This window comes from Inhella proteolytica (genome assembly GCF_016093275.1).
GTDB classification, from domain to species: domain Bacteria; phylum Pseudomonadota; class Gammaproteobacteria; order Burkholderiales; family Burkholderiaceae_C; genus Inhella; species Inhella proteolytica.
Genome location: NZ_JAEDAK010000006.1, coordinates 146631 through 172806 on the forward strand (window position 1 = coordinate 146631; position 26176 = coordinate 172806).

Below are 26176 nucleotides of genomic sequence, written 5' to 3' on the forward strand. Positions count from 1 at the left end.
AGGGGGATTCGGAATGGGGAGGGGAAGGCCGTCGCTCACCAGATGCGGATGCGTTGCTCGCGCGCCTTGTGCATCTTGTCGCCCTCTTTGACGCCGAAGGCCTCGTGGAAGCCGTCGTGGTTCAGCGCCGCACCATTGGCGCGGAACTCGGGGGGCGAGTGGGTGTCGCTGGTCAGCAGCTGCAGCACGCGGCTTTCGCGGGCCTTCTCGCGCCAGGCCTGGCTCCAGCCCATGAAGAAGCGCTGCGCGCCGGTCAGGCCGTCGATCACCGGCGCTTCCTTGCCGCCCAGGCTCTTCAGATAGGCCTTGTAGGCGATCTGCAGACCGCTGAGGTCGGCGATGTTCTCGCCCAGGGTCAGGCGGCCGTTGAGCTTCTTGCCGGGCACGGGCTCGTACTGTTCGTACTGCGCCACCAGCTGGTCGCCCAGCTTCTTGAAGGCCTCGCGGTCGGCGTCGCTCCACCAGTTGCGCAGCGCACCGTCGGCGTCGAACTGGCTGCCGGAGTCGTCGAAGCCATGGCTGATCTCGTGGCCGATCACGGCGCCGATGGCGCCGTAGTTGACGGCATCGTCGGCCGCGGCATTGAAGAAGGGCGGCTGCAGGATGGCGGCCGGGAACACGATCTCGTTGGCCAGCGGGTTGTAGTAGGCGTTGACGGTCTGCGGCGTCATCGCCCATTCGCGGCGGTCCACAGCCTTGCCGGCCTTGGCCACCTGACGCGCCCACTCGAAGCGCGCGGCGCGCTCGCCATTGCCCAGCGCGTCGCCCTTCTTCACCACCAGGGTCTCGTAGCTGCGCCAGGTGTCGGGGTAGCCGATCTTGGTGACGTAGCTCTGCAGCTTGGCGCGCGCGCGGCCCTTGGTCTCGGGGCCCATCCAGGTCAGGCCGTCCAGGCTGTCGCCGAACGAGCCCAGCAGGTTGTTCACCAGCGTGACCATGCGCTGCTTGTGGCCGGGCGGGAAGTGCTCGGCCACATAGAGCTGGCCCAGGGCCTCGCCGAGTGCGGCATTGACCTGGTCGATGCCCTGCTGCCAGCGCGGCTTGGGCTCGGTGGCGCCGGTCAGCGCGGTGCCGCGGAAGGCGAAGCGGGCGTCGCGGAAGGCCTTGGGCAGGGTGTCGGCGGCGCTGTCCAGCGCGTGCAGCTTCAGATAGGTCTGCCAGTCGGCCAGCGGGGCTTCGGCCAGCAGCTTGGCGATCGCCAGGGTGGCGCTGGGTTGCGAGATGGACAGGCGGTCGATGCTTCCGAGGCCCGCGCCGTCCAGGAAAGCTTGCCAGTCCAGCCCGGGCGCGGCCTTGGCCAGGTCGGCGCGCGCGTGCGGGTTGTAGAGCTTGACCATGTTGCGGTTCTCAACGCGATCCCAGTGCGCGGCAGCCAGCTGGCGCTCCAGCGCCAGCGTGGTCTGGGCGGCCTGCTCGGGGTGCTTCATGCCGGCCAGGCGGGCCAGGGTGGTCAGGTACTCTCCGTAGGCCTTGAGTGCCTTGGCAAAGCGCTCTTCCTCGGCCTTCAGGTAGTAGTCACGGTCGGGCAGGCCCAGGCCGCCCTGCCAGGTCAGCGGGCGGTTGATGCCGGGTTCCTTGAAGTCCGGGTACACGGCCAAGCCCAGCGGCAGGTTCATCAGCCCTTGCTGGCGGCCCAGCCACAGCGAGAGCTCCTTGCGGGTCTTGATGGCGTCGATGCTGGCCAGCAGGGGCTGGATGGGCTTGAGCCCGGCCTGGTCGATGCCGGCCAGATCGGTGTAGGCGCCGTAGTACAGCGCCACCTTCTCGGCCACGCTGCCGGGGGCCTGCGGCTTGGCGGCCAGGCCCTCGACGATGGCGCGCACCTCGCGGTCGCTCTTGTCGCGCAGCTGGATGAAGGTGCCGTACTCAGGCTTGTCGGCCGGGATTTCGACCGTCTTCAGCCATTGCCCGTTGGCGGCGCGGAACAGATCGTCCTGGGCGCGCACGGCGGGGTCGAAGCCGGCGCGGTCCAGGCCGGACTGGGTTTGGGCGGGGGCGGCCAGGCTCAGGCTGAGCAGGGCGGCGGCAAGGGCTGCGGGGCGAAGAGAGCGCATGGAATGGGCGGGCGGAGGCGTGAAAGGCGCGCAGCCTAAGGGCGCCGACCCTGCGCGGACAAAAGCTCAGTTCAGGGCGCACCCCCGGACAAACCACGATGCACGGCCAAGGCGTCGATGCGGCGCTCGATTTCCGTCATCAATGCACGGTAGCCGGGGCCGTCCACCCCGCCGTAGTCCTGCTGCAGGCGCTGCCGACTCAGGAATTCCGGCAGGTCGGCCACTTTCGGGAAGAAGGCTGTCTCTTGCGGCTGCTGTGCCAGCAGGCGCAGCAGCTCCAGCGGCCGGCGGCCGCCCAGGCGGCCGATGCGTTCGCCCGCGCGGTCGGCTGCCAGGTCGTTGAAGGAGAAGCCGCTGCCGCCGCGCTGGGTGTCGCTGAGCTCCTTGGCCAGGCCCAGGGCATCGCCCAACTGGCCGGCGCCCTGGGCGGCCAGCCAGGCGGAGATCAGGAAGTGCTGGGCCATGTCCTCGCGCCCGGCCAGGCGCAGGCCGGGGCTGGGGCGGGTGTCGGGGTCGCCGATCAGCCGGCCGGGGTCGCGCCCCACGCTGCGCAGAGCCAGCTGCAGCCACAGGGCACGCAGCTCGGCCGCCGCGGCCTGCCCACCCTCCACGCGCGCCAGGGCCTCCCGCGCCAGTTCGGGCAGCAGCTGGGCCAGCTCCACGCTGGGGCGTGGCGGCTGCAACTGCCCCACCAGGGCCTGCCAGCGGCGGTGCTGGGCGCGCAGGGCTTCCTGTTCGGCCTGGGGCCACAGGCCCGCCAGGGCGGCCGCGGCCTGCTGCGGCTGCCAGCGCCAGCGCAGCCAAACAGCCGCCTCATCGAGCCGCACGGCCTCGACCATCTCCACCGCCGCCCAGGGTGCGGTGCCGAAGCGCCGCTCCACCACCGAGCGCGCCAGACGCAGGCTCAAGCCCGGCGGCAGCGGCAGCCGGCCGATGCGCAGCCGGCGCGGCTGCGGCCACACGGCGCCGCCCACCCAGGAGGGGGAATCCAGCTCCAGCTCCAGGTTCAGCCACACCGGCCAGGGCCCGAGCTTCCAGGGCAGGCTGGCCTGCAGCCGCGCGCCGTCACGGCGCAGCTGCAGCTGGGCGCGCTGGCCGGATTGGGCGAGCAGGGTGTTGAGGTCGGCCTCGCGCAGGCGCAGTTCGCTCACGCTGTCGGCCGGCAGCCGGCGCGGGTCCAGTTGGCGCAGCAACTGTCGTCCGCGCGCCAGTTCGGCGGGGCCCAGGCGGCTGTGCAGCTCGGGCAGGCGGGGTTCGGTCTGCAGCGCCAGGGCCAGGCCGAGCAGGGGACTTAGAAAGCACAACGCCGCCAGTGCAAGCAGCAGCAGGCGGCGGGAAGGGCGCTTCATGCGGGGAGTCTGCCAGCCGGATGGCGGCAGGCCCCGGGTTCAGGGCGCTTTAGCGCTTCTTGTCCAGCTTCAGCGCGCGCTCGACGGCGCGGCGGCCGCCACCCAGCGAGGGGGCGTCGAAACCCACATGCTTGGGGCCCTTGTCGAACAGGGCATCGCCGAGCCAGTCGGCAGGCAGGCGGCGCGGGGCTTGGGTGTGGCGGGCGGGTTGGCTGTGCAGCATCTTGCTTCTTCGGAGCGGGTCGTGGAATCGACCGATGGGAGCCGCAACGGGGCCCGCAGCCGGTCGGTTGACAGCCCGGTGAAGAAAGTTTGCCACCCAAATTCAAGGGTTAACCCTTGGTCTTGCCGGTGCGGCCGCCTTCGTGCGGCCCGTGCACGGCGCCCAAGGGCTTGCGGCCGGGCTCCGCCTCGGCCAAGCCGGCCAGGATGCCGCAGTCCGGCCCGGGGGCCGAGCAACGCTGGCGCAGGGTGAGCAGTTCCTGCTGCAGGCCCTGCAGCTCGGCCAGCCGGGCGGCCACATGCGCGATATGGGCGTCCAGCACCTGGTTGACGCCGCTGCAATCGGCCGGCGGCTGGTCGCGCGCCTGCAAGAGGGCGCGCACCTCGTCCAGCGCCATGTCCAGCGCGCGGCAGCGGCGGATGAAGCGCAGGCGCTCCAGATGCGCGGGCTGGTAGTGGCGGTAATTGGCCGGGCTGCGCGCCGGTGGCGGCAGCAGGCCCTCGCGCTCGTAGAAGCGGATGGTCTCCACCGCCGTGCCGCTGGCCTTGGCCAGTTCGCCGATCTTCATGGTGGGGTGGCTCCTTGCTGCCGGTGCGCCGCAAGCGGCCGCGTGGGGCCAAAGCGGCAGGGTCGGCACGCTACACCGAGAATCCCCGCTTTCCGATTCCCCACCCCACCGGCCATGAGCGTCACCCTCGTCAAGACCAAGAAGCTGCCCGCCAGCACGCCCATCTTCTGCACCAGCCCCAGCAGCTGGGACGCCGACAGCAAGCTGCTCAGCCCCGCGCAGCGCGCCTGGGCCAAGGCCGTGGGCTTTGCCGGCAAGGTGGACACGCACACCCTGATTGCCGATGAAAAGGGCGGCATCGCCCTGGTGCTGGCCGGTGTGCGCGGCGCCGACGACCCCTACGCCCTCTCGGCCCTGCCGCAGGCCCTGCCCGTGGGCCGCTACCGCCTGGCCGAAGACGGCCTGGCGCTGGATCCGCAGGCCGCCGCGCTGAGCTGGAGCCTGGGCGACTATGTGTTCGACGCCTACAAGGCGCGCGGCCGCGCCGGCGCCGAACTGCTGCTGGCCGATGGCCCCGAGGCCCAGCGCGGCCTGGCCGTGGCCACCGCCATGTGCGCCACGCGCGATCTCGTCAACACCCCGGCCGAAGACATGGGCCCGGCCCACCTGGCCAATGCCGTCAAGCTGGTCGGCAAGCCGCACGGCGCCAAGGTCAAGGAGATCGTCGGCGACGCGCTCTTGAAGCAGAACTTCCCCGCCATCCACGCCGTCGGTCGCGCCGCCGCGGCGGACCGCGCCCCGCGCCTGATCGAGCTGACCTGGGGCAACCCCAAGCATCCCAAGCTCAGCCTGGTCGGCAAGGGCGTGTGCTTTGACAGCGGTGGCCTGGACATCAAGCCCGCCGACGGCATGCGCCTGATGAAGAAGGACATGGGCGGCGCCGCCAATGCCCTGGGCCTGGCCGCGCTGGTGATGGCCTTGAAGCTGCCCGTGCACCTGCAGCTGCTGATCCCGGCGGTGGAAAACGCCATCAGCGGCAATGCCTTCCGCCCCGGCGACGTGTTCCGCACCCGCAAGGGCCTGACCATCGAGATCGGCAACACCGACGCCGAGGGCCGCGTGGTGCTGTGCGACGCCATGGCCTATGCCTGCGAAGCCAAGCCCGATCTGCTGATCGACATGGCCACCCTGACCGGCGCGGCCCGCGTGGCCCTGGGGCCGGAGCTGCCGGCCCTGTTCACGCGCGACATGGCGCTGGGCCGCGAGCTGGTGGACCTGGGCCTGCAGGAGCGCGACCCGCTCTGGCACATGCCGCTGTGGCAGCCCTACCAGGCGCTGATCGAGACGCCGATGGCCGATGTGAGCAACAGCGGCAGCAGCCCGATGGCCGGCGCCGTGACCGCCGCGCTGTTCCTGGACCGCTTCGTGCCGGCCGAGCAGCCCTGGCTGCACATCGACCTGTTCGCCTGGACCAATCTGTCCCGCCCCGGCCGCCCGGTGGGCGGCGAGGCGCAGACGATCCGCACGCTGATCCATTACCTGGAGCGTCGGTACTCGGCCTGATCAGTCCGCCTGAAGCTTGGTGGTGAACGCGTACCAGTCGATCCTGCGCGTCGCGAACATCACCCCGCCCAGCACGGCGAACAGCAGCAGGCTGCCCATCAGCAGGGCGGTCTGCTCCAGATTCAGCACCTGATAGAGGGCGGCGTACAGCCCGCCCACGCCGGCGCCGAACAAGGCGCCGGCGCGCCAGCGCTTGAACAGCGCGGCCGCATAGCCGGCCAGCAGCGCGCTGGACCCACCCCCCGCCAGCGCATAGGCCAGCGCAAAGGCCAGGTGCTCGGAGAGCGCCAGCAGCAGCAGGAAGAAGAGCCCCAGCGCCAGCCCCACCAGCAGGTACTGCACCGGGTGCACGCGCAAGGCGCCCAGCACCTCGATCAGCGCCACCGCCACGAACACCAGGGCGATGAAGAGGATGGCGTACTTCATCGCCCGTTCGCTCAAGGAATAGGGGTTGACGGGGTCGATCAGCTCCACCCCCAGGCTGTCTTTCACCGGCCGGCCCTCGGCCAGCTCCGTGCCTGCCGTGGTGGCCAGGGCGCTGACGCGCCATTCGGCCTGGAAGCCCTTGTCGCTGGCCTCGCGCTGCACTGGCAGGAAGCGGCCGCCGAAGCTGGCATGCGGCCAGCTGGAGCGCAGCTGCATCTGCAGGTTCTCGGCCGCGGGCGCCCAGGCAAAGCTCTCGGTGCCCACCAGGTCGAGCTGCAGGTCGAGGCGTTGGCGCTCGTTCAGGTCCAGGCGCGGCAGCTGGGCGTGCAGGCCTTGGCGGGTATCCGGGTCGGCGGCTTGCGCGGCGGCGGGTTCACCGCCGCTGGCCGGCGGCGCGGGCCCGCGCAGCAGCAGGCCGCTGCCCGGGCGGGGCTGCAGGCTCTCGCCATTGAGCTTGAGGCTGACGCTGCGCAGGCCGCGCGCGTCGCTGACCGACAGCAGCAGCTGCGGCGTAGTGCAGGCCAACGTGCCGCCGTGTCGGGCCACCGCCTGCAGTTCCTTGGCGTCCTTCCACTCCGCCTGCACGGCTAGCCGGCCCACATAGGTATTGACCTTGAAGAGACCCCGATACCGTGCTTCAGGCTGCAGCTCACCATTGATGCTCAGCTGGCTTGGCAAGGCGGTGCGCACCAGGCGCTCGCTGCGTGTCTGGCGGCGCGCCACGCCCTTGCTGTCTTCCTCCACGGTTTCCCACTGCTCGGTGCACTGCTGGCTCAACACCGGGCCCAGCACGGTCTGGGCCTCGGCCAGGGATTGCCGCACCGACCAGCCCGCCTGCTGCTGGTAGCTCAGGCGCTCACGCACCAGGCGCTCGATCTGCGCCAGCACCAGCGCCAGCATCAGGCACACCGCCACCAGCCCCAGGGCCTTGCCCAGCCACAGCTTGTTTCGCATCCATTGCTCCTCTTGTTGTTGGAGCCGTGATGCTCGGCAGCCGCCGTGAGCGGCTTAGGGCGTTTGTGAAGGCAATGTGAGGCGCACGCGCAAACCCGGTGCGGCGTTCTCGAACTGCAGGCGGCCGCCGTGCAGCGCCGCCACCTGGCGCGCCAAGGCCAGGCCCAGGCCGGAGCCCTTGCGGCCGTCTGGCCGGGTGGTGGAGAAGAACTGCTCGCCCAGGCGCGCCAGCGCCGCCTCGGGCACGCCGGGGCCGTGGTCGCGCAGGCTGAAGAGCCAGGTGCGGCCCTGGGGCTGCAGCTCCAGCTCGAGCGTGCTGCCGGGTGGGGCGAAGTCGATCGCGTTGCCGATCAGGTTGGCCAGCAGCAGGCTCAGGGCTTCGGCATCGCCGCGCAGCGGGGCCGCGCCCAGGCGCTCCAGCCCCTGCCAGTGCAGGCCGCGCTGGCTGCAGCGGTCGGCCTCATGGCGCAGCGCGGCGCGCAGCAGCTCGTCCAGGCGCAGCGGCTCCTGCCGGGCGGGCTCGCTCTGGGCTTCGAGCTTGGAGAGTTCGAGCAGCCGCTCCACCAGGGCCTGCAGGCGTTCGCTCTGTTCCACCACCTGCTGCGCAAAGCGCTCGCGGTCGGGTGCGGGCAGTTCCTCCTGCAGCAGCTCGCCGGCGCCGCGCAGCGCGGTGATGGGGCTCTTGAGTTCATGCGTGAGGGCGCGCACGCGCTGCTCCCATTGGCTGCGGCCTTCCAGGCGCAGGCGCATCGCATCCATGGCGCGCGCCAGCTGGCCCAGCTCGCCTTGCAGGCGTGGCGCGGGGGCGCCCACGGGGGCGTGCAGCGCATGGTCACGCAACCGGCGCAGGGTCCAGATCAGCCAGCCGGTGACCAAGCTGCCCAGCAGCAGCGCGGCGCCCACCAGGCCGACGCCGATCCACCAGATGCGCCCTTCGGTGCGCAGGATCAGCGGGTCCAGACTGGCCACCGGCCGGCCCACGCTGGCCACGCCGATCAGTTCGCCCGCGGTATTGCGAATCGGCGCGGCCACCTGCAGCACCAGGCTGGCCTCGTCATCGGGCAGTTGGCGGCTGGCGCGCGCGCCGTACTGGCCGCGCAGGGTGCGCAGCACATCGTTCCATTGCGAGTAGTCCTGCCCCACGGCGCTGGGCCGTGCGGTGTCCAGCAGCACCTTGCCCTGGGCGTCGGTCAGGTAGATGCGCAGCACCAGCTGGTTCTTGTGCAGCGCCCAGATCTGCGCCTGCGGCTGGCGCTGCGTCAGCTCCAGCAGGCGCTGCTCAAGGCCTTGCAATTGGCCTTGCTGAAGCGCGTCCGCGCTCAGCACCGCCACCAGGTGGGCGGTCTCAACGAGTGACTCCTCGACCACCTCGCGCACCGCCGGCTTGACCTCGCCCAGCACCACGCGCAGCAGCGCGTAGGCGGTCAGCCCGCAGAGCAGGAAGAAGGCGAGCAGGACGCGCAGGCCCAGGTGCATGCGCGTTCAGCCTCTCAGAGTTCCAGCGCGTAGCCGAGCCCGCGATGCGTGCGGATCGCCTCCTCGCCCGCGCCGGCTTCGCGCAGCTTGGCGCGCAGGGTCTTGATATGGGTGTCCACCGTACGGTCGCTGGATTCGCTGGCCGTGCCCCAGGCCTGGTCCAGCAGCTGATCGCGGCTGAGGATGCGACCCTGGGCCGCCAGCAGGGCCTGCAGCAGCGCCAGCTCGCGGCGCGTCAGGTTCAGGGCCTGGCCGTTCCAGCGTGCCTGCTGGCCTTCGATGCGCAGGCCCGGCGCGGCGGGGGTCGGGGCGCGGCGCAGCAGGCCGCGCACGCGCGCCACCAGCTCGCGCGGGCTGAAGGGCTTGCACAGGTAGTCGTCGGCGCCGAGCTCCAGGCCGAGCACGCGGTCGAGCTCCTCGCCGCGTGCGCTCAGCAGCAGGATGGGCGTGGTGCTGCCCTGCTGGCGCAGCTCGCGCAGCCAGTCCAGGCCGGAGCCATCGGGCAGGCCGATGTCCAGCACCGCGCAGCGTGGCGCCTGCTGAGCCCAGGCGGCGCGGGCGTCCTTCAGCCAGGCGTGGTGCTGCACCGCCAGGCCCTCGCGCTCGAGCGCGAAGCGCACGGTCTGCGCGATGGCCGGGTCGTCTTCGAGAAAGAGGATCACTTCAGCTTGGCGGAGCCGAGGATGGGGAAGAGATCGATCAACCCGCTGGCCAGCAGTTCCACCGCCAGCGCCGCCAGGATCAGGCCCATCAGCCGCGTCATGATGTTGATGCCGGTGCTGCCCAGCACCTTGGCAATTCGGCCGGCGGCGCTGAAGCACAGCCACACGAAGCCCGCCACCACCAGGCCATAGCCCACGAACACCGCCTGCTGCCACCAGTGCTGGGTCTTCTGCGCGTAGATCACCATGGTGGAGATGGTGGCCGGGCCGGTGAGCAGCGGAATCGCCAGCGGCACGACGGCGATGTTGGCCCCGGCGTCCGGCGCGCTCACCGTGCCGCCTTCGGCCGGCTTGGCGTTCAGCATGCTCAGCGCGTTGATCAGCAGCAGGGTGCCGCCGCCGACCTGGAAGCTGGCGATCGAGATGCTGAAGAACTCGATGATGCGCAGGCCCAGCAGCGCCGACAGGCTGACCACCGCGAAGCAGGTGAAGGCGGCGATGCGGATCGTCTGCTTGCGCTGCGTGCGGTCGAACTCCTGCGTGAAGGCGATGAAGAAGGGGATCACGCCGATCGGGTTGACCATCGCCAGCAGGGCGACCAGGGGTTTGAAGATGTCCATGGGCGGCGATTCTCAAGCGCCCTGCAGCGCGCGCAGGTAGCGCAGACCCGCGGCCGTGCGCGCCCCCCACCAGCTGCAGAGCTCGCCATCCACCAGGCGCACGCGCGCCTGTGGCGCCAGGGTCTGCACCTCGGCCAGGTGCGCTTCGCCAAAGCGATAGGGCTCGCTGGAAAGCCAGACCTCATCCACCTGCCGCCACAGCGGGGCGTCCGCCGCCAGTTCCGGGTAGCGCGCCGCGCCGCTGGCGCCGCCTTCGACGGCCGGTTCGGGGCGCCAGCCCGCATGCGCCAGCAGGCGTGCGATGTAGGTGTCGCGTGCCACCGTCATCCAGGGCTGGCGCCATATCAGGTAAAGCACGCTTCGGGTTGCTGTTGATGGCGTTTCCACCAGGGCCTGGCTTAGATCGGCCTGCAGCGCCGCGGCGCGCGCGGCCACCCCGGGCAGGGCGGCAAAGGGCGCGCTGAGCTGCCGGATCAGCGCTGGCACGTCCTCCGGCCCGCAGGGGTGGGTGACGATGAGCTCGGCCTGTGGCGCCTGCTCGCGCAGGCTGTCGGCCAGCTCGCGCAGGTTCTCGTCCACGTTCAGCACCACATGGCTGGGCTGCAGGGCCAGCAGGCGCGGCAGGTTCACGTCCTTGGTGCCGCCCACCTTGGGCAGGTCGGCCACCTGTTCACGCGGGTGGATGCAGAAGCCGGTGCGCGCCACCAGCCAGGGCCGCAGGCCCAAGGCGCACAGCAACTCGGTGGCCGAGGGCACCAGGCTGGCGATGCGAACCGGGTTCGAAAGCAGGTCCTTCATAGGGATTGCGGGTTTTCTCTGGGCATAAAAAAGCAACAAGCTCGGGTTGCCACGTGAATCCCGTCACAAGCCGCCGGAATAATGGCTTCGCCGGTTGGGACGCATTGATTCGTTGGTTGGTGTTGATGGGTTGAGGCTCCTGCGGTTTCTCTGTTTCTTTGTATCTGGTTAAGGGGCCTCCCCATGAACAACAAGCTCTACGTCGGTAACCTCGCTTACAGCGTGCGCGACGAATCCCTGCAACAAGCCTTCGCCCGCTTTGGCACCGTGAACTCGGCCAAAGTCATGATGGATCGCGAAACCGGTCGCTCGAAGGGCTTCGGCTTTGTCGAGATGGCCACCGACGCGGAGGCGCAAGCCGCCATCAACGGCATGAATGGCCAGGCCCTCGAAGGCCGTCCGGCCGTGGTGAACGTGGCACGCCCGCGTGAAGCCCGTCCGGCTGGCTTCGCCAGCCCCTACGGCCGCGGCCCGGGCGGTGGTGGCGGTGGCGGTGGTGGCTATCGCGGCGGCAACGACCGCGGCGGCTACTGAAGCCCTGCCCGACCCGGTTCACTGAACTGAGTCCACAAGGCCCGCCTCGGCGGGCCTTGTGCATTTTGGGAACTACCAATCCCAGCCTTGTTGGAACTTGACGAAGAGCTCGCGCTGCAGCGGCGCACTCTGCGCCTCGCGCGACCAACTCGCCCCCACGCTCCAGCCCCGCAGCGCCCCGGCGCGGGCCAACCAGGTCAGGGTGCTCACCTCGTGCGCATCCCGCCCGCCCGCCAGGCCCGGTTCGGCCGTGCGCACGGTGCGGCCGCGCTGGTGCAGCAGGCGCAGCGCCTGCTCGGGGCTGAAGTACAGCAGCAGCTTGGTCTGCGCCTGCGCCTCGCGCAGCGCCCGCCCGCCCTGCGGCGCGCGCACGGTGCCGAAGCCCCAGCGCTGCTCGGCCTCGAATTCCCAGCCGCCCAGCCAGGCCGGAAGGCGCTCGCGCACGGTGAGCTGGCTGGAGAGCATGTGGCCGCGGCCCACGCGGTCGGCTTCCACGTCCAGGCGCTCGCCCCAGTCCAGTTCCAGGTGCACGTAAGTCCAGCGCGGGCCGGGGTGGCTGTCCAGCCCCAGCAGCAGGCTGTTCGGGCGGTGCAAGCGCCCCTGCGCCCGGGCGCGCTGGCGTTGCAGATTCACATGGCCGAAGACCTCGGTGCTCAGCGGCCCGAGCAGCCAGAAGCCCGGCTGCAGCGCCTGGCCGATGGCCTGGCGTTGCTGCACCTGCTGCTCGGGGTCTCGCAGGGCCTGCACGTCCTGCAGGCGCAGCAGCGCTTCCCAGCTCAGGATGGGCCCGCCGTCATCGAGGTGGAAGGGGCGCAGGAACTCCACCGTGCGGCGTTCGATGCCGGCCTGCGGCACGAAGCCGTTGTCGTTGGAAAAGCGCGGCGACAGGTGCTCCCAATCGGCCTGCCAGCGCCAGCCCTCGCCGCGGTGGCGCCAGGAAAGCCAGGCGGCATGGCCGTCGCGGGCCCGGCCGTCTTCCTGCTCGCGGCTGAACAGCAGGTGGCCGCGCAATTGCTCGGGCCCTCCGGCTTCGCCCGGCTCGCCCTGGAAGTCCAGCCCCAGTACGCTGCTGCGTGCGCCGTCCTCCCAGTCGCGCAGCGACACCAGGCCGGCCAGCGCCCAGTCTTCATGCAGCTGGCTGCGGTGGCGGGCGAACAGCAGGCGCGAGCGCCGGTCCTCGTCCACGCTCTCGGTGCCGAAGGGGCCGGGGCGCAGGCGCAGGCCGCCGCCGGCATCCTGCAGGGCCAGGGCGGTGGCTTCGGAATCGGTACCGCGCCAGGTGGCGCGCAGGCCCCAGCGCGGGTTGGTGACGGTGCGCGAATAGAAGGCCAGCAGGCCGCGCGCCACGCCCCAGCCGTCGGGCATCACCTGGCCCAGCACGTCGCTGCTTTCCAGGAAAAAGGCGCGCTTCTCGGGCACGAAGAGCGCGAAGCGCGTGTTGCCGGCCAGCTGCGGGTCGTCCAGGTCCACCTGCGAGAAGTCCGGCCGCAGGGTGGCGTCCAGCACCCAGTCGGCGCGCGGGCGCCACTGCGCCTCCAGCCCCAGGTTGGCGCGCGGGCTGGCGCGCTGCGGCTCGCCGTGGCGCACTGTCAGCTCGCTGCGCAGCACGCGGTGCTGGGCCTCGGCCAGGCCCTCGCGCAGCAGCTCGGGCCGGTCCAGGGTCTGCAGCAGGGCCAGCAGGTGCGGGTGCTCGCGCGTCAGCGGCACGCTGGTGAAGGTCAGCATGGTGTCGCGCGGCACGCGCCGGCTCACCATCAGGCGCCAGGGCAGCTGGCCGTTCAGCGGGTAGCGCAGCGAGGCCAGCGGCCAGCGGATCTCGATGCTGTAGCCATCGGGCAGGCGCTGCGCCGCGGCTTCCACGTCCAGGTAGTCGGGCGACGCATCTTCTTCATCGGCGGCGGCGCTGTAGAGGCCATCGGCCAGCGAGCCGCTCGCATTGACGCGCACGAACTGCGCCACCTGCTGGCGACCGTTCGGGTCGATCCAGAGCGTGATGGCGTCCTGATCCGGGTAGATCTGGTCGCGCCGCGCCAGCGGGGCGCGGATCTGCGCGGGCTCCGGGTCCCAGGCGCGGATGGCGAAGATCAGCGCATCGGGCGTGACCAGGATCTGCACGGCGGTGCGGTAGGGGCCGGCGTCGGGCGCGCTGTCGGGGCGGAAGCGCTGGAAGGCCTCGAAGGTGGGGGCATCGCGCCAGACGGCATCGTCGAGCCGGCCATCGATGCGCGGCGGGGTGGCAGGGCCCAGCGCGTGGGTGGGCAGCGGGGGCGGCGTAGGGGCGGCCATGGCGCTGCACGACAGCAGCGCAGCCAGGGCAAGAAATCGCATGAAGGCGGGGCCCGCAAGGGGCCAATGGATGCAGGTGGCCGGGCGCAAGCGCGGCGCGCGGCAGCGAGAACCGAAGAGCCCGCCAGGGCGGCGGTCTTCGGCTTCAGTTAGCAGGGATGCAGCACCTTCATCTCACCCTCCATGGGCCTTGCGGGGGTGGCCCGGTTTGAGGAAGGCGCGCAGTGTAGTGAGGCCGATTCGCGCTGCCAAGCTGACTTTTGGCCAAGCGCTCGGCCACTGCGGCAGGGCTCGGGCTCAGTCGTCCGCGAAGCTCGCGGCAATGGCGCGGAACTGCTCGGCCACGTCCAGGAAGGCGTCCAGCACATCGGGGTCGAAGTGCGTGCCGCGCCCTTTGCGCAGCACGTCCAGGGCCTCCTCGTGGCTGAATGCGGGCTTATAGACGCGCTTGCTGATGAGGGCGTCGTACACATCGGCCACCGCCATCAGGCGCGCGGAGAGCGGAATGGCCGTGCCCGCCAGGCCCTGCGGGTAGCCGCTGCCGTCCCATTTCTCCTGGTGCGAGAGGGCGATCTCCTTGGCAAAGGCCAGGAAGTCCAGGTCCTCGCCCAGCGCCCGCTCGGCCCGCACGATCGACTCGTAGCCGATCGTCGTGTGGGTCTTCATGATCTCGAACTCTTCGGGCGTGAGCTTGCCGGGCTTGAGCAGGATGTGGTCGGGGATGCCGACCTTGCCGATGTCGTGCAGCGGGGCGGACTTGAACAGCAGCTGGATGGCCTCGGGCGTGAGCGCGGCGGCAAGGCGTGTGTCTTGCGCCAGGCGCTCGGCCAGGCAGCGCACATAGCGCTGCGTGCGCAGGATGTGGTTGCCGGTTTCGTTGTCGCGCGTCTCGGCCATCGAGGCCATGGCCAGCACGGTGATGTCCTGAATCGCCTCGATGCGGTGGGTGCGCCGCGCCACCTCGGCCTGCAGGTAATCCGCCTGGTCGCGCAGGAAGTCGGCGGCGGCCTTGAGCTCCAGCTGGGTGCGCACGCGCGCCAGCACGATGGGGGCGCAGATGGGCTTGGTGATGTAGTCCTGCGCGCCCAGCGCCAGGCCCTCGGCCTCGTCCTCCACCTCGGCCTTGGCGGTCAGGAAGATCACCGGGATGTGGCGCGTGCGCGCGTCGGCGCGCAGGCGGCGCAGCACCTCGTAACCGTCGATGCCCGGCATCATGATGTCGAGCAGGATCAGATCGGGCAGTGCGCCGTTTTGCAGCAGGTGCAGGGCGCGTTCCCCATGGTTGGCCACGCTGACACGGTAGTGCGGCCGCAGCAGCTCGCTCATCAAGGCGAGGTTCTGCGGTGTGTCGTCCACCACCAGCACGGCGGGGCGGCGGCTGGCGGCTTCTGGGGTCGGCGTCATGGGGGCTCTCCTGGGGCGGGCCACTGGCGCAGCGCCCGGTCGAAATCGAACTCTTGGCAGGCGGCCCGCACGGCCTCGAAGCGGCTGCCCAGGCCGGCCTGGAGCGCGGCGCTGTGGTGATCCAGCCAGTCGAGCGCGTCAGGGTCCCCCTGTTCCAGGCGCTCGCGCAGGCCGGCCAGTGCGGAGGCGAGCTGCTCGGGCGGCACGGGGCTGCCGGCGGTGTCGGGGGACGGCGCGGCGGCGCTGCGAGGGGTGCCAATCGCCGCCAGCACCTCGGCCAGGCGCTGCTGCAGGGCCACGCCTGCGGCTGCGGGCCAGGGTGTGGCTGCGCCGGAGGCAGCGCTGCTGCGCAGCAGTTGCTCCAGCGCGCCGGCTGCGCGCGCCAGCGGCGCCGCGCCGAGCTGTGCCGCCATGCCCTTGAGGCTGTGCGCGCCACGCACGGCGTCGTCCCGCTGGCCCGCCTGCCAAGCCTGCTGCAGGCGCTCGGCGGCTCCGTGCTGCTGGGCGGCGAACTGTTCGAGCAGCTGCGTGTAGAGCGCGCTGCGTCCCAGGCAGGCCTGCAGGCCCCGCGCGCGGTCGAGCGCAAGCTCCGAGGCGCCCGCGGCGACCGCGCCCGCCTCGTGGGGGGCCGGGGCCTGCGCTTCGAACGAGGGCGCGGGGGCTTCATCCGTACGGGCGCCCCCGCCACCCGCGGGTAACCAGCGGCGCAGCGCCTTGTCCAGCGCGACCGGGTCGATGGGCTTGGTGAGGAAGCCGTTCATGCCCGCCGCCAGGCAGGCGTCGCGGTCCTGGGCGAGCGCGTTGGCGGTCATGGCCAGCACCGGCAGCTCGCGCCACTGGGGGGCTTGGCGCAGGCGCCGCGTGGCTTCCAGGCCATCCATCACCGGCATTTGCATGTCCATGAACACCAGATCGAAGGCGGGCTGGCTGGCCAGCAGCTGCAGCGCCTGCTCGCCCTGCTCGGCGCCCACCACCGTGCAGCCGATGTCTTCCAGCATTTCCTGCGCCACCTGGCGGTTGATGGCGTTGTCCTCCACCAGCAGCACCCGGCGGCCTTCGGCCCAGCGGCCGCTGGCGGGTGCGGGCGCCACGCCCGGTGCCGGGCCCAGGCTGGAGATCAGCAGGTCGAGCAGGTCGGAGGGGGTGGGGGGCTTGACCAGCTCGGCACAGCCCGCCGGCCGCGTGTCGGCATCCTGGGGGTCGGCGTCCGGGTCCATCAGCAGCACCAGCTGCGGCGCCGGCTGTAGCGCCAGGGCTTGCACGCCCCGGGCCAGCTCGGCGCCGCTGTGGCCCTGCAGCTCTCGGTCCACCAGCACCCAGCGGGGCGCAGGGGCCTGACGCGCCAGGTTTAGCAACTCGTCTGCACCGGCTGCCGGCCAGGCCAGCAGGCCCCAGCTCTGCAGCTGCCGGACCAGCGCGCCCCGCAAGGCTGCGTTGTCCACCGCCACCAGCGCGCGCAGGCCTTGCAGCTCGGGCCGGGTGCGGCCAGCCGGCTCATGGGCCTCGGCGAACCAGGCGCTGAACCAGAAGGTGCTGCCCTGGCCAAGCTGGCTGTCCACGCCCACCTCGCCGCCCATCAGGTCGGCCAGGCGCTTGGCGATGGACAGGCCCAGGCCCGTGCCGCCGTACTTGCGGGTGGTGGAGGTGTCGGCCTGCTGGAAGGCCTGGAAAAGCTGGCCGCGTTGTTCCGGGTTCAGGCCGATGCCGGTGTCCTGCACCGCAAAGTGCAGGTGCACGCGCCCGGCTTCGCGCGCCTGGCAGCGCACCCGCACGGCGATCTCGCCGTGTTCGGTGAACTTGACGGCGTTGTTGCCGTAGTTGATGAGCACCTGACCCAGACGCAGCGCATCGCCCACCAGGTGGCTGGGCACCCCGGGGTCGACATCGAAGATCAGGCTCAGGCCCTTGGCGGTGGCGCGCCCGGCGATGAGGTTGCGCAGATTGCCCAGCACCTCGTCCAGCGCGAAGGGGCGCTGCTCCAGTTCGAGCTTACCGGCCTCGATCTTGCTCAGGTCCAGGATGTCATTGAGCAGACCCAGCAGATGCTGGCCGGCGCTCTGGATGCTGCCGAGGTAGCTGCGCTGCTTGGGCGTGAGCGAGGTGCGCAGCGCCAGGTGCGCCATGCCCAGCACGGCATTCAGCGGCGTGCGGATCTCGTGGCTCATATTGGCCAGGAACTCAGACTTCATGCGCGCAGCCGATTCGGCGATGTCCTTGGCCTGCTGCAGGGCCTCGGCGGCGGCGTGCTCCTGCTCGATGTCTTCGATGATGAAGAGCGCGCCCTTCTCGGGGTGCTCGGCGTCCAGGAACTGGCCGGTCAGGCGGGCCCAGAACAGCGTGCCGTCCTGCCGCTTCAGCTGCTGTTCGCGGCTGTGCCGTGCCCCGCGGCGCAGCACGGCGTACACGGGTTCGCCGCCGGCGGCGTCGGCGGCTTCGTCGGCGTACCACACCCTTGTGGTCTGGCCCAGCAAGGCCCCCGGCGCCACGCCGAGCAGCTGCTCCAGGCGGCGGTTGCAGCGCACCACCACGCGTTCGTGCAGCAGCACGATGCCGACCGGCGCGGCGTCGAACAGGGTGGCGAGCTGTTCGTTGCTGAGCTGCAGGCGCGCGGTGGCGTCTTGCAGCTGGGCGGTGCGCTCTTCCACCAGGGCCTGCAGCCGGGTGCGGTAGGCCTCCAGCTCGCGACTCTGGGCGCGTTCCTCGGTCACGTCGGTCCAGATGGCCGCGAGCAACAGGCGGCCATTCACCGGGACGCCCTGGGCACTGATGCGCACGTCGCGCAGGGTGCCGTCCTTGCGCCGGTGCTGGACTTCGAACACGGTCGGCTGGCTGCCGGCCAGGCGCGGCAGGCGCGCCACGCGGGCCTCGGTCTGGCCCTCGGGCACGATGTCGCCCACGCCCATCTGTGCAAACTCGGCCGCGCTGTAGCCCAGGTTCTGGTGCGCAGAGCGGTTGAACTCCAGGAAGCGGCCGGTGTCCGGGTCCACCAGCACGATGGATTCGCGCGCCTGGTCGGCAATGACGGTGAAGATGCCCTCGCGCGAGTGCAGCTCGGTCTGCATGCGCTCGCGCTCGCCGACATCGCGCAGGATGGCGGTGAAGAGGTGCTGCCCGCCCACTTCCATGTGGGAGAGCGAGGCTTCGATGGGGAACTCGGTGCCATCGCGGCGCAGGCCGCGCAGGCGCTTGTCGGCCACGCGCTGGGCGGCGCTGAGGCCGGAGGACAGGGGCAGGGCGCGCATGCGCTCGCCATGCTGGGCGCGCGCACGCTCGGGCATCAGCAGCGTCAGCGGCTGGCCCAGGATCTCGGCGGCGGTGTAGCCGAACATGCGCTCCGCGGCCGGGTTGAAGAGCAGGATGCGTTGCTGCTCGTCGGCCGAGACGATGGCGTCCATCGCGCCCTCGATCAGGGAGGCCAGGCGTTGCTCGCTCTGGATCAGCGCCAGCTCCTTGTGCTTGCGCTCGGTCTTGTCCAGTCCTTGCACCAGGTAGCCGGTCCAGCGCCCGCTGTCATCCAGGCGCGGGCTGGCATCGCACAGGACCCAACAGGTCTGGCCTTCGGCGTTGCGGAGCTGCAGCTCCAGGCTGAAGGGGCCGTGTTGTGGCCACAGCTGGGCCAGGCGCTGCTGCACGGCGGCGTCTGGCAGCACGTCCAGCACCTCCGTCCAGTGGCGGCTGCGGTCCAGCTCGGTCCCGCTCCAGCCTTTGAGGCGGCGCAGCACCGCATTCGCGTAGTCCAGGCGTTCGTCGGCGTCGATCTCCCAGACCAGCAGCCGGCCGGCATCCGCCAGGGCCTGGAAGTGGGCCACGCTCTCACGCGTTTGCGCGCGCGAGCGCTGCACGCTTTCCTGCAGGCGGTTCAGCGTCTGGGCGAGTGTGGCCAGTTCCTCCGCGCCGCGCTCCGGTACGCGGTGCACGCGGTCCTCGTTCGCCATGAAATGGGTGCTGGCCGCGCGCATCTGGTCCAGCGGCTGGCTCACGAAGCGGCGCAGCGCCCAGGCCAGCAGGCCCACGGCCAGCGCGGTGGCCACCCCCAGCGTGAGCACGCGCCGCTGGGCCAGGTAGCGAAGCTCGGCCTCCTCGGGGCGCAGGTCAAAGCTCAGCGCCACCACGCCGTGCTGCTGGCTGCGCAAGGCCGCGCCGGTGGCCCGCGGGGTGTAGGGCATCAGCACGCTCAGGCGCAGGCCGTCGGGCGAGAGCTGCAGATCGGGCCGGTGACTGAATTCCTGGCGTGCCAGCCGCTCGGGGCTCAGCTCGGGCCACACCGCTCGCAGGGCCTGCCCCCGCCAGGCGAGGCGGTTGGCGGCCACCACGGTCAGCGTGGTGTCGGTCACCAGCACCCGCTCGGCGCGCAGGTCGGTGGCACTGAGGGTCAGATCGGCCTCCAGCTCGGGCAGGCCGGCCGGGAGGTGACGCTCGGCCAGGCGGCTCAGGCGGTCGGCCAGGGCGCTGGCATCGCGCTGGGCCTGCTGCTGCAGCACCAGGCGCCCGTCCGAGACCGCGCGCAGGTAGGACTGCAGGACGACGATGCCCACGGCCAGCAGCAGCAGGACGGGGATGACGGTGCGCAGCCGAAATCTCATGTGGGCAGGTAGCGGGTGTCGAACAGATCCGCCAGCTCGCGCGGCTGGCGCAGCAGGCCTGCCTTGAGCATCACGGTCTGCAAGGTCAGGGTGCGCTCCAGCAACGGGCTGCCAGGGCTGAGCCAGCGGCGGGCCGTGGCCGCATCGGGCTGGCGCAGGCCGCGCAAGGCGTTCGCCACCTGCTTGGGCGGCAGTTGCAGGCGCGGCGCGGTGCGCCGCGCGGCATCCTCGGGCTGGCGCTGCCAATGCGCCAGGGCGTCAAAGTGGGCCTTGAGGGCGGTTGCCAGATGGCCCGCGTGCAGGGGCAGGGCATCGCTGCGCACCGCCAGCACATCCACGATGCGCCAGGGGATGGCTCGGCTGTCGAACAGGCGTCGCGCGCCCAGCCCCTCGAGCTGCGTGATCCAAGGTTCGGCGCTGACCACCAAGTCCACCTCGCCTCGGCGCAGCAGCTCAACGGATTCGACCAGGGTGCTGGGTATGCGTTGGAGTTGCTCGGGTTGCAGTTGCTGCGCTTGCAGGAAGCTCGTCAGCATCACGGCGCCAGCCGCGCTTTCTTCGACGGCGATGCGTTTGCCGGCCAGTGGGGCGCCTGCGGGCAGCCGGGGGTGGGCCAGCACGGCGTCGGCGCCTTCGGAGAGGTCCAGCACGTTGACGATGCGCAGCTCCACGCCGTCGTGCACGGCGGTCAGGAACTCGTCCAGCGTGAGCTGCGCGGCGTCCAGCTGTCCGACGGCCAAGGCGCGCAAGGTGTCGGTGTTGGACATCAGCTCGAACAGGCGCACCTGATCGGCTGGCAACCAGCCCAGCTCGCGTGCCAGGAACAGCGGCTCGTAGCCGGGGAACACGATGCTGCCCACGCGCAGTGGCCGCACCGGGGGTGCGCAGCCCGCGAGGCTGAACGCCGCCCCCAGGCCCTGCAGGATGTGCCGACGATTGATGGTCACGCGCGCTCCGGTTTGCGAACCTCCGATCGGGAGCCGAGTGTGCCTGCCCCGCCGGGCCGATGGCCTAGCGCGACTTGAGCTGTCTCAACCCTCGGCCCGCGGCTTGCGGCCGCGCCCGCTCAGCAACTTGTCGAACAAGAAGTTCGGCAGCACCCGCATCAGCTTGGCCACCACGCCCATCTGCCAGGGGATGACGCGGTAGCTGACACCAGCTTCGATGGCAGCGAAGGCCTTGGCCGCAAAGGCATCGGCCGGCATCAGGAAGGGCATGGCGTAGCTGTTCACGCGCGTCAGCGGCGTATCCACATAGCCGGGCACCAGGGTGACCACCTGCACGCCGCTGCCGCGGCATTCGATGCGCAGGGCCTCGCAGTAGCTGACCACGCCGGCCTTGCTGGCGCAGTAGGCACCATGACCGGCCAGGCCGCGGATGGCGGCCACGCTGGCCACGCCCACCAGGCGGCCGCTGCCGCGCTGGCGCATCGGTTCGATGAAGGGCTGGAAGCTCACGGCGGTGCCGTAGACATTGGTGTCCAGCACCTGCTTGAAGACGGGCAGGTCTTCGGCCAGCGCGGTGTCCACGCCGATGCTGACGCCGGCGCTGGCGATCACGGTGTCGGGCAGGCCCTGGCGGGCCAGGCAGTCCAGTGCGGCGCGTTGGAAGCCCTCGGCGTCCACCACGTCGGCGCCGTAGACGGCCCAGCGCGCCGGGTCCAGCTGCTGTTCCTGCGCCCAGGCCTGCACCACCTCGACGCGGCGGGCCTGCAGGGCCAGGCGCCAGCCGGCGCGGTAGTAGTGCAGGGCCAGGGCCTGGCCGATGCCGCTGGAGGCGCCGGTGATGAAGACGAGTCGCTGGGTCATGGGCGGGGCAGGGTCTGCATCACGGTGCGGCTGGGGCCGCGGAACTTCAGCAGGCCGCTGGCGTGCTGGTAGTCGAAGCCCTGGGCCTGCAGCTGCAGGCGAGGGGCGCGCGCGTCCACCGCCACATCGCTCTGCAGGCGGCGCTCGGGCACGAGGGCGGTGAGTTTCTCGGTGCGCAGCTCCAACTCGGGGGCGGCGCTGCCGGGGTCGGCGCCCACCGCGAAGCGGCGCACCTGCACCGCGCCGCTGAGCACCAGGCGCTCGCCTTTGGCGGGGCCCTGGCCGCGAGCGGCGGTCACCAGCAGGGTGCGGCCCAGCTCGTCCTGCATGCGCAGCTCCAACTGGTCGACCTCGATCTGGTCGTCGTCCGGGTAGTGGCGCAGCCGCTCACCGCGCAGCCAGGCTTGCTGGCGGCCGTCGGGCAGGTAGCGCAGCAGCTCGAACTGGCGCATCTCGTAATCGGGCACATGGCGCAGCGGCACGGCCTCGGTGGGGCCCTGCGGCAGCGGGGTCTGGCGCACCAGCCAGGTGGTGAACAGCGCGCCCAGGGCCAGCACGGCCAGGGGCAGGTAGTTGAACAGCCAGGTCTGGATGCGCCAGACCCAGGACTGGCGGGCGCGCCGCGGTGTGCCCGCGCCCAGGGGGGCCAGCGCCGGACTGGTCATTTCCCGTCCAGCGTCTGGCAATGCGCTTCAAAGATCCGGCCGTACTGCCCGGCGGCCACCAGCAGCAAATCGCAGGCTTCCCGCGCCGCGCCATAGCCCGCCGCCGCCCGCGTGACGTGCTGCGCCACCGCCAGCACCTCGGCATGGGCACCAGGCGGGGCAATGGCCAGGCCGGCGCGCAACAGCAGCGGCAGGTCGGGCCAGTCGTCACCCATCGCGGCCACTTCGCTCCAGGCGATGCCCAGCTCGGCCAGCAGGCCTTCCGCGGCAGCGAGCTTGTCCTTGATGCCGTAGAGCGCGTGGCGGATGCCCAGATCGACCATGCGCCGGCGCACGCCGGGGGCGTCGCGCCCGGTGATGACGATGGGCTCGATGCCGGCGTGCTGCAGGGATTTCAGGCCATGGCCGTCGAGCGTGTTGAAGGCCTTGAAGCTCTCACCCTGTTCGCCGATGTAGATGCGGCCATCGGTGAGCACGCCGTCGACGTCAAAGATCACGGCCTTCATGCCGGGGCCCACGCCCTGGGCGAGGAGCAGCAGTTCGGGCGGGAAGGAAAGGACGGGCTTCACTCAGATCACTTTCGCGCGCAGCAGATCGTTGCTGCTGACGGCGCCGACCAGACGTCCGGCTTCATCGACCACCAGCACCACGGTGATGCGCGCCTCCTCCATCAGGTCGGCTGCATCCACGGCCAGGGCCTCGGCGCTGAGGGTGCGGGGCTTGGCGTGCATCACGTCGGCGGCGCGCAAGGGGCGCAGGTCGGTGCCGCGCTCGATCAGCCGGCGCAGGTCGCCGTCGGTGAAGATGCCTTGCAGGACGCCGCTGCCATCCACCACCGCGGCGCAGCCCAGGGTCTTGGCGGACATGGTCTTCATCATGTCGGTGAAGGGCGTGTTCGGCGCCACGGTGGGCAGGGCCTCGCCCTGGCGCATCAGGTCCTTCACGTGCGTGAGCAGCTTGCGCCCCAGCGCCCCGCCGGGGTGGGAGCGCGCGAAGTCCTCGGGCCGGAAACCGCGTGCGTCCAGCAGGGCCACGGCCAGCGCGTCGCCCAGGGCCATCTGTGCGGTGGTGCTGGCGGTGGGGGCCAGGTTCAGCGGGCAGGCCTCCTGCTCGACGCGGCTGTCCAGCACGCAGTCGGCGTGGCGGGCCAGCGTGGACTGGGCGTTGCCGGTGATGGCGATCAGCTGCACGCCCAGGCGCTTGATGACGGGCAGGATGACCGCCAACTCATCGCTTTCGCCGCTGTTGGAGAGGGCCAGCACCAGGTCCTGGGCGGTCACCATGCCCAAGTCGCCATGGCTGGCTTCGGCCGGGTGCACGAAGAAGGCCGGCGTGCCGGTGCTGGCCAGGGTGGCGGCAATCTTGCGCCCCACATGCCCACTCTTGCCCATGCCCATGACGATGACGCGGCCGCGGCTGGCCAGCACAATTTGCACGGCGCGCGCCATCGAATCGTCGATGCGGTCGATCAGGGCCGTCAGGGCCTGGGCCTCGATGCGCAGGGCTTCGCGCGCGGATGCAATCGGGTTGGGAGGCATGGGGCGGCAGTTTATCGAGGCAAGATTCAGCCCCTGCGGGCTTGCGCCCAGTTCCTGCCGAGGTTTGTGATGAGCGTTCGACTGTTTGCGTCCACCCTGTGCGCCCTGCTGGCGCTGTGGGTGCCCCCCTTGCAGGCCCTGGCCCAGGACTGCCCCCCGGTGGCGGCCCCGCCCACGCCCGAGCAGCTGCAGCAGGGCCAGGCCAAGGCGCGCGACCGCGGCGCGCTGTGGAAGCTGAAGAAGGACGGCCGCACCTCCTACCTGTACGGCACCGCCCATGTCGGCCAACTGGACTGGATCTTTCCCGGCCCCAATCTGCGCCAGGCCCTGCGCGAGACCGAGGTGCTGGCGGTGGAGGTGGACGTGACCGCGCCCGACACCCAGCGCGAAATGGCCGAGGCCCAGCGCAGCGCTGCCCCGCTGCCGCTCAGCGCGGAAGAGCAGCAGCGCCTGGACACGCAGGCCAAGGCCGCCTGCGTGCCCACGCAGGCGCTGGCGCATCTGCACCCGGTGATGCAGGCGGTGACCTATGTGGCGCTGTCCGGCCGCCGTGCCGGGCTGGATCCGGCCTTCGGCCAGGAGATGGCCCTGCTGGGCGCCGCCCGCAGCCTGCAGCGCCCCATCGTGGCGCTGGAAACCATCGGCCTGCAGATGTCGGTGCTGCTGCCCAAGGAGGAGGCGAAGGCGCGCCGCATGCTGCACATGACGCTGGAAGGCCTGGAAAAGGGCGAGAGTCCGCGCACCCTGGAGCGCCTGGGCAAGGCTTGGGTCGAGGGTGATCTGGCGCTGCTGGGGGACATCGAAACCCTGTGCCAGTGCAAGCCCAGTGAAGAGGAGCGCGCCTTCCACAAGATGCTCAACGACGACCGGAATCCGCATCTGGCGCGCCGCATTGCCGAGGAACATGGCAAGGGCAAGCCGGTGCTGGCGGCCGTGGGCCTGCTGCACATGAGTGGCCCCCAGGCCCTGCCGGGCCTGCTGAAGGCCCAGGGTTTCGAAGTGGAGCGTTTGCACTGATGACGCTGGCTGCTTATCTCATCGTGCTGGCCGGAGCGGCCAGCCCCACGGCGGCGGAGCTGCGCGCCCAGATCGAGCGCGAGATCGGCGTGCCGCGCTGCACCGAAACGGCGCAATGCCGCACCCTGGCCGTGGGCAACCGCGCCTGTGGCGGGCCGGAGCAGTACCTGCCCTATTCGACGCTGACCGCCAAGCCGGAGCGACTGGAGAGCCTGGCCGAGGCGCACCGCGCCGCACGCCGTGCCGAGAACCAGGCCAGCGGTCGGCTGGGCACCTGCATCGCCCTGATGGACCCGGGCGCACGCTGCGTGCCCGCCACCCAGCGCTGCGAGACGGCGGGCGGCAAGGACGCGCTTTAGCGCGCCGGCCGCGACAGGCGCAGCCGCCGCCCATCGGCGGCGCGCAGCAGCAGGTCGCCGCTGGGCTCGAAGTCGAAGCGCGCCACCTGTGGCAGGAAAGCCAGCAGGGCGGCCTCCTCGGCCTGGCGTGCGGGATCCTGGCAGACCATGCGCGTGCTGGCCGGGGCGCTCAGGCTCAGACCGCCTTCGCGGGTGTCGAAGCCGGCCGTGAAGCGGTTGCAGGGCGTGCGCCCGCTGAGCCGGCCGTCGGCCTCGAACTGCAGGCTGCTCAGGCCGGGGCTGAGCGAGGGGGCGCCGTCCAGGGCATCGGCCTGCCAGGCCGCGCCTTCCAGTAGCGCGGCCGGGCGGCCACCGCAGCCCAGGTAGACCTTGCCACGGTAGGTCACGCTGACCTGCCAGGGATGGGGCTGGGCGCTCTGCGCGTCGTGGCACAGACGGCGCTCGGCGGAGATCAGAGCGGGGTGGCCCTGCACCTCGATGCCCAGGGCCGCCGCGCCCGGGCTGGTGTCCGGGGTGAACAGGGTCTGGGTGCGGAAGCGCAGGCCGTCTTCGGCCTCGAAAAGGATTTCGTCCTGTCCCTGCAGGCGCAGGCTCCAGCGCGGCTGGTGGCCCTGGGCCTCGAAGCGCGGCGGGACGGCCTTGGGGGCCGCGACGCTGGGGGGGCTGGCGACGGGGTGCAGCTGCGGGGCTGCCGTTGCCTCAGCCGGCATCGGGCGGGCCGGCTCGATGGCTCGTTGGCTGCTGCAGGCCGCCGCCAGCACGCAGGCCGCAAGCGCGGCGGCGCTGCGCGGGAACATCAGAAGGGGATGTCGTCGTCCATGTCGTCGAAGCCGCTGGCGGGCTTCGGCGCTGGGGCCTGACGCTGCGGCGGGGCCGGGCGGGCGGCGGGGCGCTGCGGGCGCTCGGCCGGGGCCTCGTGGCCGTAGTCGTCGCCACCGCCGCGGGCATAGCCGCCGCCACCACCGCCACCACCGTCCTCACGGCCACCCAGCAGTTGCATCTGTTCGGCAATGATCTCGGTGGTGTAGTTGTCGCGGCCGTCCTTGTCCTGCCACTTGCGGGTCTTCAGGCGGCCTTCCACGTACACCGGGCGACCCTTCTTCAGGTATTCGCCGGCAATTTCGGCCAAACGGTCATAAAAGACCACGCGGTGCCATTCGGTCTCTTCCTGGCGTTCGCCGCTGTCCTTGCTCTTCCAGTTGCGCGTGGTGGCGATGGACACATTGCAGACGGCCGCGCCCGAGGGCGTGTAGCGCAGTTCGGGGTCGCGCCCCAGATTGCCGAGAACGATGACTTTGTTGACCGAGGCCATGACGAGCTCCACCAAACGGTGTGAATGAAGAGGGGGC

The 26176-nt window shown here is 71.2% G+C and carries 22 protein-coding genes and 1 pseudogene; 4 read left to right on the forward strand and 19 right to left on the reverse strand.

The features are described 5' to 3' along the window. Nucleotides 1-35 precede the first annotated feature (35 nt). The 4 genes from I7X39_RS10530 to cadR form a co-directional block, all read right to left on the reverse strand. The gene (locus tag I7X39_RS10530) at nt 36-2054 is read right to left on the reverse strand and encodes a M13 family metallopeptidase (protein ID WP_198111106.1); all 2019 of its coding nucleotides are present in this window, start codon (nt 2052-2054) and stop codon (nt 36-38) included. Between the two features lie 71 nt (nt 2055-2125). Beyond that, a complete protein-coding gene (locus I7X39_RS10535; protein ID WP_198111107.1) occupies nt 2126-3403 on the reverse strand; it encodes a YfiM family lipoprotein in 1278 nt (425 codons plus the stop codon). Nucleotides 3404-3452: 49 nt separating this feature from the next. After that, the gene (locus I7X39_RS10540; protein ID WP_198111108.1) at nt 3453-3626 is read right to left on the reverse strand and encodes a hypothetical protein; all 174 of its coding nucleotides are present in this window, start codon (nt 3624-3626) and stop codon (nt 3453-3455) included. A gap of 109 nt (nt 3627-3735) precedes the next feature. Continuing rightward, the gene (cadR, locus tag I7X39_RS10545; RefSeq protein WP_198111109.1) at nt 3736-4194 is read right to left on the reverse strand and encodes a Cd(II)/Pb(II)-responsive transcriptional regulator; all 459 of its coding nucleotides are present in this window, start codon (nt 4192-4194) and stop codon (nt 3736-3738) included. Nucleotides 4195-4308: 114 nt separating this feature from the next. Between cadR and I7X39_RS10550 the strand changes: the two genes are divergently transcribed. Then, nucleotides 4309-5697, forward strand: a complete 1389-nt coding sequence (locus tag I7X39_RS10550; RefSeq protein WP_198111110.1) for a leucyl aminopeptidase family protein — start codon at nt 4309-4311, stop codon at nt 5695-5697. On the opposite strand, the gene creD is transcribed toward I7X39_RS10550, so the two are convergent. From creD to I7X39_RS10575, 5 genes are read right to left on the reverse strand one after another with little or no spacing between them, the layout of a single operon-like run. Then, nucleotides 5698-7077 carry a cell envelope integrity protein CreD gene (creD, locus tag I7X39_RS10555; protein WP_198111111.1) on the reverse strand — a complete coding sequence of 460 codons (1380 nt, stop codon included), beginning with the start codon at nt 7075-7077 and terminating at the stop codon, nt 5698-5700. Between the two features lie 54 nt (nt 7078-7131). Continuing rightward, nucleotides 7132-8553: a two-component system sensor histidine kinase CreC gene (creC, locus tag I7X39_RS10560; RefSeq protein WP_198111112.1), complete on the reverse strand. Its 1422-nt coding sequence runs from the start codon at nt 8551-8553 to the stop codon at nt 7132-7134. 14 nt (nt 8554-8567) lie between these two features. Next, nucleotides 8568-9215 (reverse strand): winged helix-turn-helix domain-containing protein, encoded by a 648-nt coding sequence (locus I7X39_RS10565; RefSeq protein WP_198111113.1) that lies wholly within the window; start codon nt 9213-9215, stop codon nt 8568-8570. Beyond that, nucleotides 9212-9835, reverse strand: a complete 624-nt coding sequence (locus I7X39_RS10570) for a MarC family protein (RefSeq protein WP_198111114.1) — start codon at nt 9833-9835, stop codon at nt 9212-9214. Before I7X39_RS10570 ends, I7X39_RS10565 begins: the two co-directional genes overlap by 4 nt. Before the next feature lie 12 nt (nt 9836-9847). Next, complete coding sequence (locus I7X39_RS10575; RefSeq protein WP_198111115.1) at nt 9848-10633, reverse strand: helical backbone metal receptor; 786 nt, start codon at nt 10631-10633, stop codon at nt 9848-9850. Nucleotides 10634-10816: 183 nt separating this feature from the next. Between I7X39_RS10575 and rbp the strand changes: the two are divergent. Continuing rightward, nucleotides 10817-11161, forward strand: a pseudogene (gene rbp, locus I7X39_RS10580) (RNA-binding regulator); the annotation flags it as partial. Between the two features lie 78 nt (nt 11162-11239). Here rbp and I7X39_RS10585 read toward each other — a convergent pair. From I7X39_RS10585 to I7X39_RS10620, 8 genes are all read right to left on the reverse strand, one after another. Further along, nucleotides 11240-13495, reverse strand: a complete 2256-nt coding sequence (locus I7X39_RS10585) for a DOMON domain-containing protein (RefSeq protein WP_198111117.1) — start codon at nt 13493-13495, stop codon at nt 11240-11242. A gap of 255 nt (nt 13496-13750) precedes the next feature. After that, nucleotides 13751-14857: an HD-GYP domain-containing protein gene (locus tag I7X39_RS10590; RefSeq protein ID WP_198111118.1), complete on the reverse strand. Its 1107-nt coding sequence runs from the start codon at nt 14855-14857 to the stop codon at nt 13751-13753. Further along, nucleotides 14854-19440: a PAS domain S-box protein gene (locus I7X39_RS10595; RefSeq protein WP_198111119.1), complete on the reverse strand. Its 4587-nt coding sequence runs from the start codon at nt 19438-19440 to the stop codon at nt 14854-14856. The genes I7X39_RS10590 and I7X39_RS10595 overlap by 4 nt, the downstream gene beginning before the upstream one ends. Next, the gene (locus I7X39_RS10600) at nt 19437-20387 is read right to left on the reverse strand and encodes an ABC transporter substrate-binding protein (protein WP_198111120.1); all 951 of its coding nucleotides are present in this window, start codon (nt 20385-20387) and stop codon (nt 19437-19439) included. The genes I7X39_RS10595 and I7X39_RS10600 overlap by 4 nt, the downstream gene beginning before the upstream one ends. An 84-nt stretch (nt 20388-20471) precedes the next feature. Continuing rightward, nucleotides 20472-21248, reverse strand: a complete 777-nt coding sequence (locus I7X39_RS10605; RefSeq protein ID WP_198111121.1) for an SDR family oxidoreductase — start codon at nt 21246-21248, stop codon at nt 20472-20474. Then, a complete protein-coding gene (gene lptC / locus I7X39_RS10610) occupies nt 21245-21913 on the reverse strand; it encodes an LPS export ABC transporter periplasmic protein LptC (protein ID WP_198111122.1) in 669 nt (222 codons plus the stop codon). The genes I7X39_RS10605 and lptC overlap by 4 nt, the downstream gene beginning before the upstream one ends. Beyond that, entirely contained in the window at nt 21910-22482 is a 573-nt protein-coding gene (locus tag I7X39_RS10615; protein ID WP_310739907.1) for a KdsC family phosphatase, read from the reverse strand. The genes lptC and I7X39_RS10615 overlap by 4 nt, the downstream gene beginning before the upstream one ends. Further along, nucleotides 22483-23451: a KpsF/GutQ family sugar-phosphate isomerase gene (locus tag I7X39_RS10620; RefSeq protein ID WP_198111123.1), complete on the reverse strand. Its 969-nt coding sequence runs from the start codon at nt 23449-23451 to the stop codon at nt 22483-22485. Between the two features lie 69 nt (nt 23452-23520). Between I7X39_RS10620 and I7X39_RS10625 the strand changes: the two genes are divergently transcribed. Next, nucleotides 23521-24468: a TraB/GumN family protein gene (locus I7X39_RS10625; RefSeq protein WP_198111124.1), complete on the forward strand. Its 948-nt coding sequence runs from the start codon at nt 23521-23523 to the stop codon at nt 24466-24468. Then, complete coding sequence (locus I7X39_RS10630; RefSeq protein ID WP_198111125.1) at nt 24468-24827, forward strand: hypothetical protein; 360 nt, start codon at nt 24468-24470, stop codon at nt 24825-24827. Before I7X39_RS10625 ends, I7X39_RS10630 begins: the two co-directional genes overlap by 1 nt. On the opposite strand, the gene I7X39_RS10635 is transcribed toward I7X39_RS10630, so the two are convergent. Then, entirely contained in the window at nt 24824-25624 is an 801-nt protein-coding gene (locus tag I7X39_RS10635; protein ID WP_198111126.1) for an META domain-containing protein, read from the reverse strand. The genes I7X39_RS10630 and I7X39_RS10635 overlap by 4 nt on opposite strands. After that, nucleotides 25624-26139, reverse strand: a complete 516-nt coding sequence (gene ssb / locus I7X39_RS10640; RefSeq protein WP_198111127.1) for a single-stranded DNA-binding protein — start codon at nt 26137-26139, stop codon at nt 25624-25626. Before ssb ends, I7X39_RS10635 begins: the two co-directional genes overlap by 1 nt. Nucleotides 26140-26176: the final 37 nt, after the last annotated feature.